Genomic DNA, 14,618 nt, shown 5'->3' on the forward strand with positions numbered 1-14,618 from the left:
CAAAAACCCACCTTCCCAAAATAAGCTTTAGCATTAAGAACGTATCCATGCATTCTGAAAACCCCCATTCAGCTGACCCTGATGTTATAGACGCAGTAATTATGTGGGTTGACGGAAATGATCCTGCACATGCCGGGAAGCGGAAAAAATACGCGGGACTTGAAGAAGAAGCTGGCAGCACGCTCCCCACGGGTGGGGATAAAACGAGATTTGTTGAAAATGGTGAGCTGCTGTACTGCATTAAATCAATCCGCACCTTTGCACCGTGGATACGAACCATATACCTGGTAACCGATCAGCAAAAGCCGCACTTTGCAGACGACGCCTGGCTCGACCGCCACCAAGTGAAGATTACCGATCATACCGAAATCTTTCGGGGCTATGAGCGAGTCCTGCCGACCTTCAACACCCGGACGATAGAAAGCATGTTGTGGCGCATTCCGGGGCTTGCGGAGCGGTTTATTTACTTCAATGACGACTTCATCCTTACCCGACCGGTTTTCCCCGCTGACTTCTTCACGGATGACGGAGTCGTGCTGCGGGGGCGGTGGAAAAAACAGGCGCACTACGGCAAAGGGCGGATTGCTCTGAATAACCTGATGAGCAAAGCCGTGCGAAAAGTGCTGGGCATCACCCGGTCCATGCACCTGCTGCTGCAAATCAACTCGGCGCGAAAAGCCGGATTCCAAAAAAAATACTACCGGGCACCGCACGTACCGCACCCCATGCAGCGAGCGATCCTGGAAAAATGGTTTGCGGAACATCCGGATGAGCTGGAACGCAATATTTCCTGGCGGTTCCGGAACATGCAACAGTTCTCCGCCATCTTTCTGGCCAATCATCTCGAAATCGCTGCCGGCAACGCGCGCTTTTCGGATGAAGACGATCATCTCATGCTCAACGGGGAAACAGACTTTTCGCGAAGTTTCGGCAAAAAGCTCCGGCGAATCCGACAGGCTGAAGTGCGCTTTATCTGTATTCAGGCCATGGAGAAACTACATCCTGATCATCGAAGCGAACTCGAAATCGTGCTGAGTCAGCTCACCGGCGCGCCCGATCCGCACCGTCATCCCTTAGCGAAACCGCAGCCGCATGTCAGCTAAGCGCAAGGGGGCCGCCATACTGAAAGCCGCCGGAGCCAAAATCAGGCAGCTGCTTGAACATCCGGTCCTCAACCAGATCAAGCCCGTCTTCAGCCGGCTGCTGCTGTTCGTCATCCTCGGCCTTGTGGGCTGGCAGCTTTACGCCATCGGCCCGGCCGAAATCCTGCGCAACCTGCCCGTGCAGCCGCTGTTCTACCTGCTGTTTCTGCTCACTTTTTTCAGCCTGCCCGTAGCTGAAGTCTTCATTTACCGGCAGGTCTGGGACGTGCCGCGGCGTCACCTGTTTGGCCGCCTGCTCAAGAAAAAAGTCTTTAACGACGAAGTCGCCGGCTACAGCGGGGAAGTCTTCCTGAGTGTATGGGCCAAAAACTACCTCGGCATCGGACACCGCGAAGCCCTCAAAAATGTGCGGGATAACAATATCCTCTCCGCCCTGAGCAACAACTCCGCGGCCCTGCTGCTGCTCGGCGCCGTCAGCACGCTCGGCATTGTGGATTTGAGCACCTACCTCGGAGAGGTAAAACGCTGGCAGTGGGGTACAGGCGCGCTCGTACTTGTGCTGCTCGTCATCCTCTTTTTCAGCCTCCGCCGCTACCTCTTCGCCCTGCCTGCCCGCAAAGCCCTAAAAGTCTTCGGGATTTACTTCACCCGCTTCCTCCTCCACAACAGCCTCATGATCATGCTGTGGGCCGTCGTAATCCCGGAAGTGTCGATCCAAACCTGGCTGCTCTTTGTTACGGTCATGATCGTGCTCAACCGCATTCCCCTGCTGCCCAGCCGCGACCTCGTCTTCCTGATGGTCGGCATCGAGCTCGCCAAAACCTTCGAAGTCGCCACCGCCGCCATGGCCGGCATGCTGCTCGTGTACAGCGCCCTCAAAAAAGGCACCAACCTCGCCCTCTACCTCTGGATCACCTGGCGCGAAAAAAACGCCCCAACCCAAACGCAAGCGACCGAAGTCTGACGCGCCGCCAGCACACCCTGCTCCGAAAAGATGATACAAGCATGGCCTCCATTTAACCCGCCTCCCGGGTTACCCTGCTTTTTTATTTTTTTGGGAAAATTTCGTGGGCATCACTGTTTTTCGTGGCAGCCCAGCGCTTCCAAATCATAATTTGAGTCCCTTGCTTTTTTTGGATGTAGCCACAGCTGAGCATGCGATGTTTGAAGAGATGATAAGGTAGTGTGGGGGGGTGGTAAATCGAAAAATGGGGCGTAACCGGACGCCGATTTACGCCTGCTAACATCGGGAATTTGCTTCAAATCCTGATTAAGCATGCGAAACTAAATAGTTGTTTCTGCCATGAAATCAAATAAATGACAAGTTTTCTTGACACGCTCCTTTGTAAAGCATACTTTACGCATGACAAGAATACTTGTCATTTCTGTCCCTTCAAAATACCATCTTATGAAAGCACTCCTTCCCGCCTCATTCCGAAAACCCGGTTGGATTATCTTCTCCAACTTCAGCCTCTTTGGCATTATCCTCATGTTCTTTAACATCGAACCGGACTGGCTCAATGTGACCCTGTTTGCCGTGGTCACCACGGATCAGGTCGTGTTCGGTGCCGATCAGTACTTCACCTTCACCCGCACCAATATCGTGACTGAACTCACGGCTACGGGCATCATCGTCGGCGGACTCATGCTGGCGTTTGCACGTCGCGAACAGGAGGACGAGTACATCCTCAAAATCCGGCTTGAAAGCCTGCTTTGGGCCGTGTACGCCAACTATATCGTGCTGCTGCTTGCGATTTGGTTTGTGTTCAGCACGCCTTTCTTCACAGTGATGATTCTCAACATGTTCACGGTGCTCGTCATTTTCATCCTTCGGTTTGAGTGGGTGATGTTCCGCCTCAGCCGGGAGAACCGAGATGAATAACCGTGTAAAGGAAGTCCGAACCGCGCGGGGCATGACCCAAAGCGAGCTGGCCGGGAAAATTCAGGTCAGCCGCCAAACCATTTATGCCATCGAATCCAGCAAATACGTGCCCTCCGTAGTGCTTGCGCTCAAAATAGCCGCCATCTTCGAAACGACCGCCGATGCCCTCTTCGATCTCGAAGATTCCGACTGGAAGTGATCCGGCGGCATGCCGTTTTTTGGTATTTTAAGAGACGAATGCTACCCCGTGAATCGCCTTTAATTTTTTGTGATGATAACTCCTTCTGCTTCTGCCAAATTAGTTGCCCTTTTCCTGCTGCTGTTTTTTAGTGCGGCTTATTTTTTCGGGGGATGTGCTCCCAAACCTGACGCGCCGCCTGCCCTGGATTCCGTGCCCGAGTGGGCGCAGGAAGCGATCTGGTATCAGATTTTTGTGGAGCGCTTCCGGGATGGGGATCCATCCAACAATCCGACCCTCGAAACGGTCGAAGGTTCGTGGCCGCACAACAAACCTGCAAGCTGGCAGCCCACCCGCTGGACGCAGGACTGGTACGAAATGGAAGACTGGGCGCTCGAAAGCGGCAAGGAGTTTTACCGCACCGTGCAGATGCGGCGCTACGGCGGCGACCTTCAGGGGGTGCTCGACAAGCTGGATTATTTGCAGGACCTCGGCATCAACGCCATTTATTTCAATCCGCTCAACGATTCGCCCTCCCTGCACAAATACGACGCGCGAAGCTATCATCACATTGATGTCAATTTTGGTCCCGATCCGGAAGGGGACCGGGCTTTGATGGCAGCCGAAGATCCCGCTGATCCCGCAACCTGGGTGTGGACCTCGGCTGACCGCCTCTTCCTGCAGGCCGTGGAAGAAGCCAAAAAGCGCGGCATCCGCGTGATTATGGACTATTCGTGGAATCATACGGGCATCACCTTCTGGGCGTGGCAGCATATTCTTGAGCATCAGGCCGATTCCCCCTTTGCGGATTGGTATCAGATCGACAGCTTCGATACCGATTCGACCTCCTTCAGCTATCCCGGTTGGGCAGGGGTGCCGGAGCTGCCGCAGTTCCGGCGCTACGACTCCGTGGAGGAGTTCGCGCACGGCGATCTCATCCCCGGCAATTTTCACCCCGAGCTGGTGAAGCACATTTACGCGGTCACTGAACGCTGGCTGGCACCCGATGGCGATGTGAGCCGCGGCGTTGACGGCTTCCGGCTCGATGTGGCCGAGCTCATCCCCGTTGATTTCTGGCGGGAGTACCGGGCTTTTGTGCGGGGCATCAATCCCGAAGCCTACCTCGTGGGCGAGCTGTGGTGGGCGGAATGGCCCGATAAGCTGATGGATCCGACCGAGTGGCTGCAGGGTGATATTTTCGATGCGGCGATGAACTACCGCTGGTACCGTCCGGCGCGGCAATGGCTTGGCGGAGGCGCACCGCCGCTGGAAACGCCATCTGCGTTTGTCCATCACCTCGATTCAGTTTCGGCGGGCTTGCGTCCGGAAGTACTGCGGGCACAGATGAACCTCACCGCGAGTCATGACACGCCCCGTTTCAGTACCTCGATTTACAATCAGGCGAACATTAACAAATACCGCGTAAATCCCCGCGAAGACGCAGGCTACAAAATACACCGGCCTGATGAGCGAACCTGGCGGGATGTCCGCCTGATGCTGGTGCATCAGTTCACCTGGCTCGGTGCCCCGCACATCTGGATGGGTGATGAGCTCGGCATGTGGGGCGCGGATGACCCCGACAACCGCAAGCCCCTGATCTGGCCCGACCTGGATTTTGATGATGAAGTGACCCATCCGTTCGGGCTTGAGCGTCCCCGCGACCGGGTCGTTGCCGATATGGATCTGCACAGCTGGTACCGGCAGCTCATACACCTGCGCCGCGATAACCGCGTGTTTTCGCTCGGTGACCTCCGCTACGTGGTGGCCGACGATCACCGCAACGTGCTCGCCTACGAGCGCACCCTCGGCAAAGATTACGCGCTCGTCATCATGAACAACAGCCATCAGCCCGCGGATATCGAGCTCATGCTCCCCGAGAACATCGCAGCCCGCGGCCTCACAGATGCCCTCGGCACGGATGTCCTTTCATGGAACATCCGCAGCGATAACCGCCTTCAGCTGCTGATTTTGCCAAAGTCCGGCGCGGTGCTCATGGCCCGGGATTAGGGCGAATGTCGAGATGTGCGACTCCTTCGGAGTCGGTAATCGGTTTATTCTGGCTTTATGCTATAAACATGCAATTCCTTCGGGATTGGTCGCTCTGCTGGTTTTGGGGATATTTGGGAGTTCGGAAAGCTGTTTTGGTTTTGGTCGTCATCCATTCTCCAGGCTTGAGGGCTTTAGAAAATGGTATGAATGGGGATGTCTTTCCAAGATCGACCCCGAACGGGGTCGCATGTTTATAGCAAAGGAGGGTGGCGATAAGGCTTGCGACCCGGAACGGGTCGAACGGGTGCGTTGTGGTGCGGTTTTGTTCGGGAATGTGGGACTTCTTCGGAATCGGTGCTGTTATTACTGCGGTTTGTGCTATAAACATGCAATCCCTTCGGGATTGGTTTTTGGGCAAGTTGCGGGGATGTTCAGAAGTTTGAAATGCGGTTTCGGTTTTGCGCTGGATCCATTTTCCTGCGCATTCAAGATTTTAGAAACGGGCTGTTGTTCCAAAATCGACCCCGAATGGGGTCGCATGTTTATAGCAATGGAAGGTGACGAGAATTAGGGCGACTCGGAATGGGTCGAACGGGTGGGGTGTGCTGCGGTCATGTTCGGGTATGTGCGACTCCTTCGGAGTCGGTGCTGTTGTAGCTGCTGGTTGATGCTATAAACATGTAATCCCTTCGGGATTGGCTTTTGAATTGATTATGGAGATGAGGAGTGCGTAAACTTGTTTTCTTTACAACTGTCCTGATTTAAGGGTCCACTCCAAGGTTCATGTCAATTAGAAATCTCATAACGCGTTAAGCGGTTGCTCAATCTCATTTACCCGCCAAGCGGCATATTCTAAAGCCTGTTGGATATCTTTTTCTTCGAGGTAAGGATATAGCGATAAAATTTTTTGTACGGAATGGCCTGCAGCAATGAGACCTACAATAGTACCGACTGTAATTCTCATTCCTCTTATTGTAGGTTTTCCTCCCATTACAGCCGGATTAAAATGGATGCGGTCAAATTTTTCCATAGTTTGATGCCTGTTGTATGGTTTAGATCACTATCGTTTGGATTAATGTACAATAATCCATTCCCAAAAAAATGATTCAGCTTGAAGAGCATGTTTCATCCAGTTGTTCCGGGTAACTTCTTCACGAGGCTTAAAGCATGCTGATTTGGCCTTCTGTATTCTCAGGCAGCAAGGCTCATATTTGAGTTACCGATGCATAGTAAGCATCCCACCAACTGCATCTTTATCTGCATAGTTTTGGTTTTGTAGCTTGCGCCAAAAAAATTATGGCTACAACGAAAGAACAACGCATGTTTGCCTTGGTAGATCAGTGGCGTGCCAGTGGTGAACTTCAGGCTAACTTTTGCCACCGGCACCAGATTACCACATCCACCTTCAGCTATTGGGTGACCCGTAAAAATAAGGCGGAGCAACAAACTAATAATAGCGGGTTCGTGCAGGTTGAACCCGCCGGGCCTGCACCGAAAGCCGGTCAGGTCGAACTGACTTATCCCAACGGGGTACGCCTTCGCGTTGATGGTGCGGATGTGGCTTTCATTAGCAAACTAATCCGGGTCTGGTAACTATGTTTGGTCTCAACAGTACCCATACCTACCATTTATACCGCAAGGCCTGTGACATGCGCAAAAGTTTTGACGGACTCAGCGGGCTTGTTCGCAACGAGCTGGGGCGTGAACCCGCATCCGGTGACGTCTTTGTCTTCGTCAACCGCAGCCGTACTCTCATCAAGTTGCTGCAATGGCAGTCAGGCGGATATGTACTGTACTACAAGCGGCTGGAACAGGGTACCTTTGCCGTACCTGCCCTTGGGGCTGACACCACGCGGATTCGCTGGCCCGAACTGGTGGTGATGATTGAAGGGATCAAGGTGGAACACAGCGGGAAGCTGCCGTGCAACCGGCTTAAAAATGAGCCAGAACAGGCCGGTAATTAAAAGACTAAAGCCGGAAAAAGTCAGACAAATAAGAAGCAAAAAACAATTAAAAGCCTTCTTTTTTTTGTATTATAAGAGCATGTTATTGCTTATCTTATTGGATGCAAATAACACTCGAAAATATGTCCAAAGCCCAGCTTATTGATCACGCCAATAAGCTGCAGAAAACCGCTGATGTGCTGCAGGAAAAGCTCGCCCGCAAGGACGAACTGATTGCCCAATTACAGCGCATGCTGCATGGACAAAAAAGCGAGCGCTTCGAGCTACCCAAAAACCAGCTGCCCCTTCCCTTTGAACCCGCCCCCGCTCACAAGGCTCAACAAGCTGAGGTCCACGAACAGAAAATCAGCTATGTGCGCACCAAAACAGCACGGCCGAACCACAAAGGACGGCTGAAGCTGCCGGATCACCTGCCCGTAGAGGAGGTGGAAATCTACCCCGAAGGTGACCTCTCTGAGATGGTATGTATAGGCAAAGAAGTGACCGAAGAGCTCGATCTCAAGCCTGCATACCTGTTTATTCGCCGGTACATTCGTTACAAGTATGCAGATAAGTCCGCCGAAGCCAATCCAATCCATATTGGCGAACTGCCCGAGCGGGTTATCGAAAAGGGTATTCCGGGCGCGGGGCTGCTGGCAAGCATTCTTATTGATAAATATGCTGACCATCTGCCCTTATACCGGCAGGTGCAGCGCTTGCGGCGGCAGGGCGTAGATATAGCCCGTTCCACCATCGAAGGCTGGACACGTCAGGGCCTGGAGAAGCTGACCATTCTCTACGATCACCTTGTAGCCGAAACCAAGTCACAAGGCTACCTCCAGGTAGATGAAACCCGCATAAAAGTACTGGAATCCAACAAAAAAGGCGCCGCGCATCAAGGCTGGTACTGGGTATATTACGCCCCGATCAACGGTAGTGTACTGTTTGAATACCAGCCTACCCGCAAGCGGGCCGGGCCTGAGAAGATGCTTGACGGATTCCGGGGCTATTTACAAACCGACGGCTTCACCGCTTATAAACGTTTAGGCGCCACACCGGGGATCACTCCTTTGGGGTGCTGGGACCATGCGCGGCGTAAGTTTGACAAGGCATTGACCAACGATGCCGCGCGGGCGGGCTACGTTTTGACGCAGCTACAACAGCTGTATGCCGTAGAGCGCATGGCTCAAACCAATCAGCTCACCCCCGCTGAGCGCAAAAAGCTTCGGCTCGAACAGAGTCTTCCGGTTATCAATGAACTGGGTAAGTGGATCCCTCAGGAGTACAAAAAAGTGCAGCCCAGAAGCGCCATTGGTCGGGCCCTGGCCTACTGCATCAACCAGTGGGATCAACTGTGCGAATACCTGATGGACGGTCATCTGGAGATTGACAACAACCCGGTAGAGAACGTGATTCGCCCCGTAGCACTGGGGCGCAAAAACTACCTGTTCGCTGGTTCACACGAAGCTGCCCAACGCGCGGCTATGATCTACTCCTTACTGGCCATTTGCAAAAAACATCAGGTTGACCCCTACAAATGGCTGCGTCATACCCTGCAAAATATCAGCACCACCAGGTACAACGAAGTGACAAGTTTGTACCCTCAGAACTTTAAAGCAACATGTAGTTCGTAGCGCGGATACGATGCATAAACACTGTAGGTGCAGCATATCTGCAATTCGCCCGGTGTTGCAGTTTTTTTGCAACAGTCAGGTATTTGCAGTTTTTCTGCAACGCGTTGCTTTTTTTTAAGCGCAATGTGTGCTAAATACGCAATTATTTGTTGCACTACATTCCCTAACCCCAAAAAGCAAGGCGCCCTGAGACTGATTTGGGAGGCCTGTTACCAATACTGCTGACCGTGATGCTCTCGGAGTTTCCCCCAAAAAAATAACAGGCTGGTATAGCGAGGGATTCGGACGTAATCGCCCGGATGGTTTTACCGGCTTCCTGTAGGGCTTTTGTGGGGGAAGGAGGGATGGAATCAGGCGGAGAATTTTTTCTTTACCGCTTTGCGCTTGAGTTTTTGGGCGAGCTGTACATCCTGCGCGGCTTTGAGGCCGAAGATGGCGGGGATTTTCTGAATGTCGGGGAATTTGCGGCGCTGCCATTCGCTGACTTCACACATGATGATGAGCTCATCGGGGCTTGTGAGGTTTGCGGCTACGCCGAGTTGAGTGTCCATCCGCAGGGTGCTTGTGGCGGCTTTGAGGGTTTCGAGGTTGCGGAAGGGGGTTTCCATGAAGAGCTCGGTGCTGCCGCTTTGGGCAGAGTGTTGTTCAAGTTCGCGCAGCATGGTCGCGCGGGCTTCCGCTTTGGAGGGCAGGTAGCCGCTGAAGGCAAATTTTTGGCCGCCGAGGCCGAGGCCCATCAGCGCGAGTATGGGGGAGGCGGGGCCGGTGAGGGGCACGACTTTGATCCCGAACTTGTGCGCCTGTTTTACGAGGTCGGCGCCAGGATCGGCAACGCCGGGGCAGCCGGCGTCGGTGAGTACGCCGAGGTCGGTGCCGTTGAGCATGAGGTTTACGTATTCCTGAAGACGGAGCTCGCTTGTGGATTTGCTGAGCGGGAAAAAATGCACTTCAAATTCCGGAACCGGATGCTGAATCCATTGCAGGAAGGAGGCGGCCTGACGTATGTTTTCGACGGCAAAGTGGTCGAGGCTGCGGGCGATTTCGAGGGTTGCCGCGGGCAGGGTGGTGTTTTCTCCGGTCCGGCTTAGCGGGGTGGGAATAAGGAAAAGCTTTCCGAAACCGGCTTCAATGCTTTCTGCGCTCATCAGGATTTGTTTTCAGTGGGTTGCTCAAACTCCAGCCGCAGCTCTTGTCCGCCGGAGACTTTCGCAGCTTCAGCTTTGCGAATACTGTAACGACTTGCCCAGATGCTTACCGGAATCATCACGAGCAATGACAGTAAAATGACACCGATATTTACCAGTACTGTGTTGCGGTGATAGTCGAAAGTTTTGATAATTACAATGTCGTAGGTTGTGCCGGCGAGATAGCGGATATCAACCGTGTTGGCGCCGATGAGGCGTGAGGCGTGCTGCGCGTGCAGGGTTAGGCGTTCTTTGCGTTCGGCGCCGTTGCCGTCAAAGAAGTGCAAATCTACGTAGCCGTTGGTTTGGGCCGCAATTTGTTTAATCCGGAAATCCGTGATAAAGGCTTCGAGTTCTTCGCCTTGTTCCATGGTGTTGCTGATGCCATTGTACACCGAGACCTGCTGTATGAGCAAAGCGGTAAGGGCCAGCGGGATGAACCATGCGAGGTGTGATAAATGATACGGTTTCATGTAGGTAAGGACTTCATTAAAAGACGAAAGGGCGAAGTATGTTCACCCTTTCTGTGTGCCGGTCGGAATCAGTTGAATCGGATTTGATCAGATAAGGTTCATTTTCTTCATGCCTTCAATAATCAGATCGGCCATGTGTTCGGTCTCGAAATGATCATTGCGAAGCACCATGTGGTAAAGTCCGGGATCGCTGATGTCGTGTTTGGAGAAGCTTTGGATGAACTCGAGGCGCTCATCTGTTTTTTCAGCAACCATTTTTTCAGCTTCGTACCGGCTGATACCGAGCTTGCGGGCTACCCGGCTTACCCTGAAATTAAAACTACCTGTAATGCGGACATTGAAAAAGTGCGTTTCTTTTTGCGCGAGAATGGAGGCGCCTGCCCCCAAAATAACGGCATTGCCCTGATCTCCGATAATTCTGACGTTCTGTGCGAGTAGTTTGTAGCGTGTGAAATCTGAGGGTGCAACCCCGAGGAGTTCCTGAAGGTCCTGAAACAGCTTGGAACCGCCTGATTTGGCACTTTCATTGAAGAGTTCAAGGTTCAGGTCTGTTTCTTTGGCAATATCAAGAATGAGCTCTCTTGAGTAGAGTAACCATTTCTGATCTTTGGTGCTGAGCCTTTTCACGAGCTCTTCTGCAAGCGGGTAGCCACCGCAGCCAAATTCGCGGGAAATAGTAATGGTCGGAAAAGGGTGATCAAGCGTGCTGCCGCTGCGAAGCCGGTTGGTTTCTTTAATCTCTTTCACATAATCAGCAATGCTGCGGGTGTTCTTAGGCGTCAGTTTTGAAATCATGTTTGCTCCTGATTTAATAATAAGAAATTGAAGGTCAGTGTAGGATTTGGGTCAGTCAGTTTAAAAAGTCGTGTGGGCAGCGGTAGGAGCGTCAGTTTCATCGCGCGGGGTCAGTCGCTGTTCAGAGGCCAGACGCGTGAGCCGGCGGAGTTCGGGATCGTAAATCAGCCGCCGCTGCAGGTCCTGATTCATGTGATTGCTTGACATGTGCAGGTAGAAGGCGACCGGAAGGTCATCAAAAAAGAGTACCTGTGCAAAGCGGTTGCCGGTATAGACGGAGGTGCCGAAATCCATGCCGGTCTGAAAACCCAGACGGCTTCCGAAAAGTGCGCCGTATTCTGAAGCGTGCTGCTGAACAACCGGATCTTCAAAAGCCCAGCCAAAAGGCTCCAGAATCCGGGCTCCGGCATTGGTGCTGATGAAGCGGCCTTCCATGACATCAGCGAGAATTTCTGCCAGTTTGAGCGGTTCAGCCCGGCTCCAGAGTCTGTGTGTAGCCCGCTCGTCAGCAAGCAAGCGGTTGCGAATGTGACCTGCGCGCTGACCTACTTCAGCCGCAAAATCGGAATCCTGTACATAGCGCTGCGAGAGGGTTTTGGCGACAGACAGACGCTCTTCGGTATCCATCTCATGCAGCCGGGCAATTTCGGTATGGGGCTCGGTGTCTTCATCCCGCATGATTACCGCAATTTGCAGGCCTGAGCCCGGTATCCAGGGTTCTATGCGCCCAGCACCAACGGAATCGATGAGCGCGTTTACGCTTTCAGCACCAAGGTAGAAGAACAGCCAGTCTGAGGCAGCCTGACTGTAATTACGTGATACCAGATACCGCACGTCGCGAAGGGCCATTGTTCCGTTGGTTGTTTCCACACTGCGCATGGCGTTGCGGTGCGTGTTTTCGTACCAGGTTGGCACGAGAAAAGCGTCTATTTCTTCCCGGTGAATACGGTCGTTGGGATTCAGCTCACCCGCCTGATATTGGCGTTCAAACTCCATGAGTAAAAATAAATTCGAGAGCGCGCCCATTACGCGGGGCGTTTCGGCATTGTAGAGGATGGAGTCATCTGGGGTGGTCAAATTTAAAGAGACCAGCGAAACATGTTCCGGTGCAGCTTCCATGAACTCAACAAGGCCTGCGAGCGAGTACGTTTTTTCTATCCATTCTGAACCTTCGGAAAAGGATTCGGGGTCAGAAAAAACCACTTTGAAAGCCGTCCAGTTAAGCCCTACTACCAAACCGAGAATACTGGCAGTGATGACGAAGAAAATAAGTAGTGTCTTGAAAGCTTTCATTCAAACGGAAATAAGTCTAATAATTACGGCTTATGCTAAAAGCCAGCTTTAAATTATAATATACAGAACTAACCCTTCATCATACCGTGTAATTCGTGAAAACAAGCTCAAAACCCCAAAAAAATAGCAAAAAAAAACCCGGCCAGTATTCCATGACCGGGTCTCCCAAACATAACTAACAACTAATCTTATGAATCAATCTAATCAAACTAACTACTATGAATAATACGGGTCTTGCTATTTGCCAATCCGGAATATCATATCAATGAAGGATCGGAAGGCGTCGAAAATTGTTGCTTTAAAATTGCTGTGATACTTGTCGAAATTATGAAGCTGATTCCGCTTCATGAAGAGGTTTGTATTCATTTGAACCTCCGTAACATTAAATTAAAGGTAATTAAGTAAGTGATTATATGCAAGTACTAAAACACGAATGTAAGAAATATTTAAGTGTTTGAAGTCTGTTATTGATCACTTGTTTAATATACGAATGCGGGGGTTGAAATTATATGAATATTATGTGAAGAAGGGTGGCTTAACACCGTTTCATAATACATGGTGACGGTTTTTAAAGGTCAACCAAAATGATCTCTTCGTAGTCAGATTCTATTTCATCAAGTAAAGGATTGGCACGTTTTTCAATTTCAGCGCTGTCAAATTTGCTTAATCCTTCAATACGAATGAACAGTATCTCCCGAAAGCTGTCTTCGGTAATCTCATAACGGGCAGCGTCAAACTGATTTGCCAGTGCCTGTGCGAGTTCTTCAACCGTAATCCCCTGATCTTCCATAGCTCCTATTTTTGTATCATTAAATAAAGTTGGGTTGCACGGGTACTTCTTCTCAGCTCTCCCGGCAAGCAACACAAATTAACCATTTCCGAATTCATAATCCTACAGCATGTTCCCGCCTTTATTTGAACCATCCGGCGACTTTACGGCTGCGGCCCTGCTTTCAGGTACTTCGCAGGATGGCCTTGATGTCGCTTTTTATCGCATTACGCCATCTCCGCAAGAACCGCTTCGCCCACACATGCGGCTGCTAACGGCCCGGACACATGCTTTTCCGGAAAAACTGGCCGGTATGCTGCGCCATCTCAGCTTTCGCGCTGATGCGCCGGTGCGTGACCTTTTGCAGTTTGAACAGCACTTTGCCTTGTTTTGTGTGAATGTATTGCAGCAAAACGCCGAAAGTGCCGGTTTAAATATCAGCGACCTGCATTTTATTGCCACACACGGACAAACGCTTTATCACGAAAAACTAAGTCGTTCAGCTTTCCGGGCGCTCAGCCTGCAGCTTGCTGGTGCCGATTATCTCGCTTCGAAATTGGGATGCGCGGTCGTGAGTGATTTTCGCACGCGTCACATCGCGGAAGGGGGAGAAGGTGCCCCGCTTGCGCCTATACTCGATTACCTGTACTGGCAGCCTGAAGCCGGTACACGAATTATGCTTAATCTCGGTGGCATTGCAAACATCACCGTTTTACGTGCCGGCGCTTCACTGGCAGAAACAGCTTACGGGGATACCGGACCCGCCAATAAGCTCATGGATCAGCTCATGCAGCGGGATGGAGGCGCGCCCTGGGATGCGGGCGGGGTGATCGCAGCTTCCGGTCAATTGCAGCAAGCCGTACTCGAGCTGCTGTTGCGCGAGCCATATTTCGCGCTTCCCTTTCCCAAATCAACCGGACCCGAGTTGTTCAATCTTACTGAAACCGAAAGGAGGATTCGGACCGCTGGTCTTCCGGTGCCGTCTTTCCCCGATTTTATGGCGACGCTCAGCGCGCTTACTGCCACTACGGTCGCGGACGCTATTTCCCGCCTGTGCAATTCGGCAGTGACTTCCGACGCCGGCACCGAAATTCTCGTAAGCGGCGGCGGTGCCAAAAACGCGCACCTGCTCCGGCAGATTGAGCTTCTGACCGAACTTCCGCTACGCATTGCAGGCAGTGAAAGGGAAGCGGACGGCGATGAGACGGCTTCGGGTAGTCTCACCGCAGATTTCAAAGAAACGCAGCTTTTTGCGCTTCTTGGCTATCTCACGCTGTACACGCAAGGAGCCGAAATTTTCCGACCTGGACAGCCAGTCCGACTCGCAAAAATCTCCCTGCCCTGAGCACTACCCCATACCCTGTTTTAGCCCGGA

The 14,618-nt window shown here is 52.1% G+C and carries 16 protein-coding genes; 9 read left to right on the forward strand and 7 right to left on the reverse strand.

The window, feature by feature from the left end:
• The first annotated feature begins 47 nt into the window (after positions 1-47).
• From CYPRO_RS06880 to CYPRO_RS06900, 5 genes are all read left to right on the forward strand, one after another.
• Entirely contained in the window at positions 48-1,103 is a 1,056-nt protein-coding gene (locus tag CYPRO_RS06880; RefSeq protein WP_114985727.1) for a stealth family protein, read from the forward strand.
• The gene (locus tag CYPRO_RS06885; protein WP_114983914.1) at positions 1,093-2,067 is read left to right on the forward strand and encodes a hypothetical protein; all 975 of its coding nucleotides are present in this window, start codon (positions 1,093-1,095) and stop codon (positions 2,065-2,067) included. Before CYPRO_RS06880 ends, CYPRO_RS06885 begins: the two co-directional genes overlap by 11 nt.
• Positions 2,068-2,511: 444 nt before the next feature.
• Positions 2,512-2,985 carry a hypothetical protein gene (locus CYPRO_RS06890; RefSeq protein ID WP_114983915.1) on the forward strand — a complete coding sequence of 158 codons (474 nt, stop codon included), beginning with the start codon at positions 2,512-2,514 and terminating at the stop codon, positions 2,983-2,985.
• A complete protein-coding gene (locus CYPRO_RS06895) occupies positions 2,978-3,184 on the forward strand; it encodes a helix-turn-helix transcriptional regulator (protein WP_114983916.1) in 207 nt (68 codons plus the stop codon). The genes CYPRO_RS06890 and CYPRO_RS06895 overlap by 8 nt, the downstream gene beginning before the upstream one ends.
• Positions 3,185-3,256: 72 nt before the next feature.
• On the forward strand, positions 3,257-5,170 hold the full coding sequence (locus CYPRO_RS06900) for a glycoside hydrolase family 13 protein (RefSeq protein WP_114983917.1): 1,914 nt from the start codon (positions 3,257-3,259) through the stop codon (positions 5,168-5,170).
• A gap of 781 nt (positions 5,171-5,951) precedes the next feature.
• Here the strand turns inward: CYPRO_RS06900 and CYPRO_RS06910 are convergent.
• Positions 5,952-6,182, reverse strand: a complete 231-nt coding sequence (locus CYPRO_RS06910) for a DUF433 domain-containing protein (protein WP_114983919.1) — start codon at positions 6,180-6,182, stop codon at positions 5,952-5,954.
• Positions 6,183-6,448: 266 nt separating this feature from the next.
• Here CYPRO_RS06910 and tnpA point away from each other — a divergent pair, with 266 nt between their 5' ends.
• The 3 genes from tnpA (at position 6,449) to tnpC (ending at position 8,729) form a co-directional block, all read left to right on the forward strand.
• Entirely contained in the window at positions 6,449-6,745 is a 297-nt protein-coding gene (tnpA, locus tag CYPRO_RS06915; RefSeq protein WP_114982753.1) for an IS66 family insertion sequence element accessory protein TnpA, read from the forward strand.
• 2 nt (positions 6,746-6,747) lie between these two features.
• On the forward strand, positions 6,748-7,116 hold the full coding sequence (tnpB, locus tag CYPRO_RS06920) for an IS66 family insertion sequence element accessory protein TnpB (RefSeq protein ID WP_114982754.1): 369 nt from the start codon (positions 6,748-6,750) through the stop codon (positions 7,114-7,116).
• A 101-nt stretch (positions 7,117-7,217) separates the two neighbouring features.
• Complete coding sequence (tnpC, locus tag CYPRO_RS06925; RefSeq protein WP_114983920.1) at positions 7,218-8,729, forward strand: IS66 family transposase; 1,512 nt, start codon at positions 7,218-7,220, stop codon at positions 8,727-8,729.
• A gap of 350 nt (positions 8,730-9,079) precedes the next feature.
• On the opposite strand, the gene CYPRO_RS06930 is transcribed toward tnpC, so the two are convergent.
• From CYPRO_RS06930 to CYPRO_RS06950, 6 genes are all read right to left on the reverse strand, one after another.
• Positions 9,080-9,874: an SAM-dependent methyltransferase gene (locus tag CYPRO_RS06930; protein WP_114983921.1), complete on the reverse strand. Its 795-nt coding sequence runs from the start codon at positions 9,872-9,874 to the stop codon at positions 9,080-9,082.
• Positions 9,874-10,386, reverse strand: coding sequence for a hypothetical protein (locus tag CYPRO_RS06935; RefSeq protein WP_114983922.1), 513 nt, complete (start codon positions 10,384-10,386; stop codon positions 9,874-9,876). Before CYPRO_RS06935 ends, CYPRO_RS06930 begins: the two co-directional genes overlap by 1 nt.
• An 87-nt stretch (positions 10,387-10,473) precedes the next feature.
• Complete coding sequence (locus CYPRO_RS06940) at positions 10,474-11,181, reverse strand: cytidylate kinase-like family protein (RefSeq protein ID WP_114983923.1); 708 nt, start codon at positions 11,179-11,181, stop codon at positions 10,474-10,476.
• Between the two features lie 60 nt (positions 11,182-11,241).
• A complete protein-coding gene (locus CYPRO_RS06945) occupies positions 11,242-12,474 on the reverse strand; it encodes a serine hydrolase (RefSeq protein WP_114983924.1) in 1,233 nt (410 codons plus the stop codon).
• Positions 12,475-12,711: 237 nt separating this feature from the next.
• Positions 12,712-12,840: a hypothetical protein gene (locus tag CYPRO_RS16845; RefSeq protein WP_270049196.1), complete on the reverse strand. Its 129-nt coding sequence runs from the start codon at positions 12,838-12,840 to the stop codon at positions 12,712-12,714.
• A 202-nt stretch (positions 12,841-13,042) separates the two neighbouring features.
• The gene (locus tag CYPRO_RS06950; RefSeq protein WP_114983925.1) at positions 13,043-13,264 is read right to left on the reverse strand and encodes a hypothetical protein; all 222 of its coding nucleotides are present in this window, start codon (positions 13,262-13,264) and stop codon (positions 13,043-13,045) included.
• A 109-nt stretch (positions 13,265-13,373) separates the two neighbouring features.
• Between CYPRO_RS06950 and CYPRO_RS06955 the strand changes: the two genes are divergently transcribed.
• A complete protein-coding gene (locus CYPRO_RS06955; RefSeq protein ID WP_114983926.1) occupies positions 13,374-14,588 on the forward strand; it encodes an anhydro-N-acetylmuramic acid kinase in 1,215 nt (404 codons plus the stop codon).
• Positions 14,589-14,618: the final 30 nt, after the last annotated feature.

Source organism: Cyclonatronum proteinivorum (assembly GCF_003353065.1).
Taxonomy (GTDB): Bacteria; Bacteroidota; Rhodothermia; order Balneolales; family Cyclonatronaceae; genus Cyclonatronum; species Cyclonatronum proteinivorum.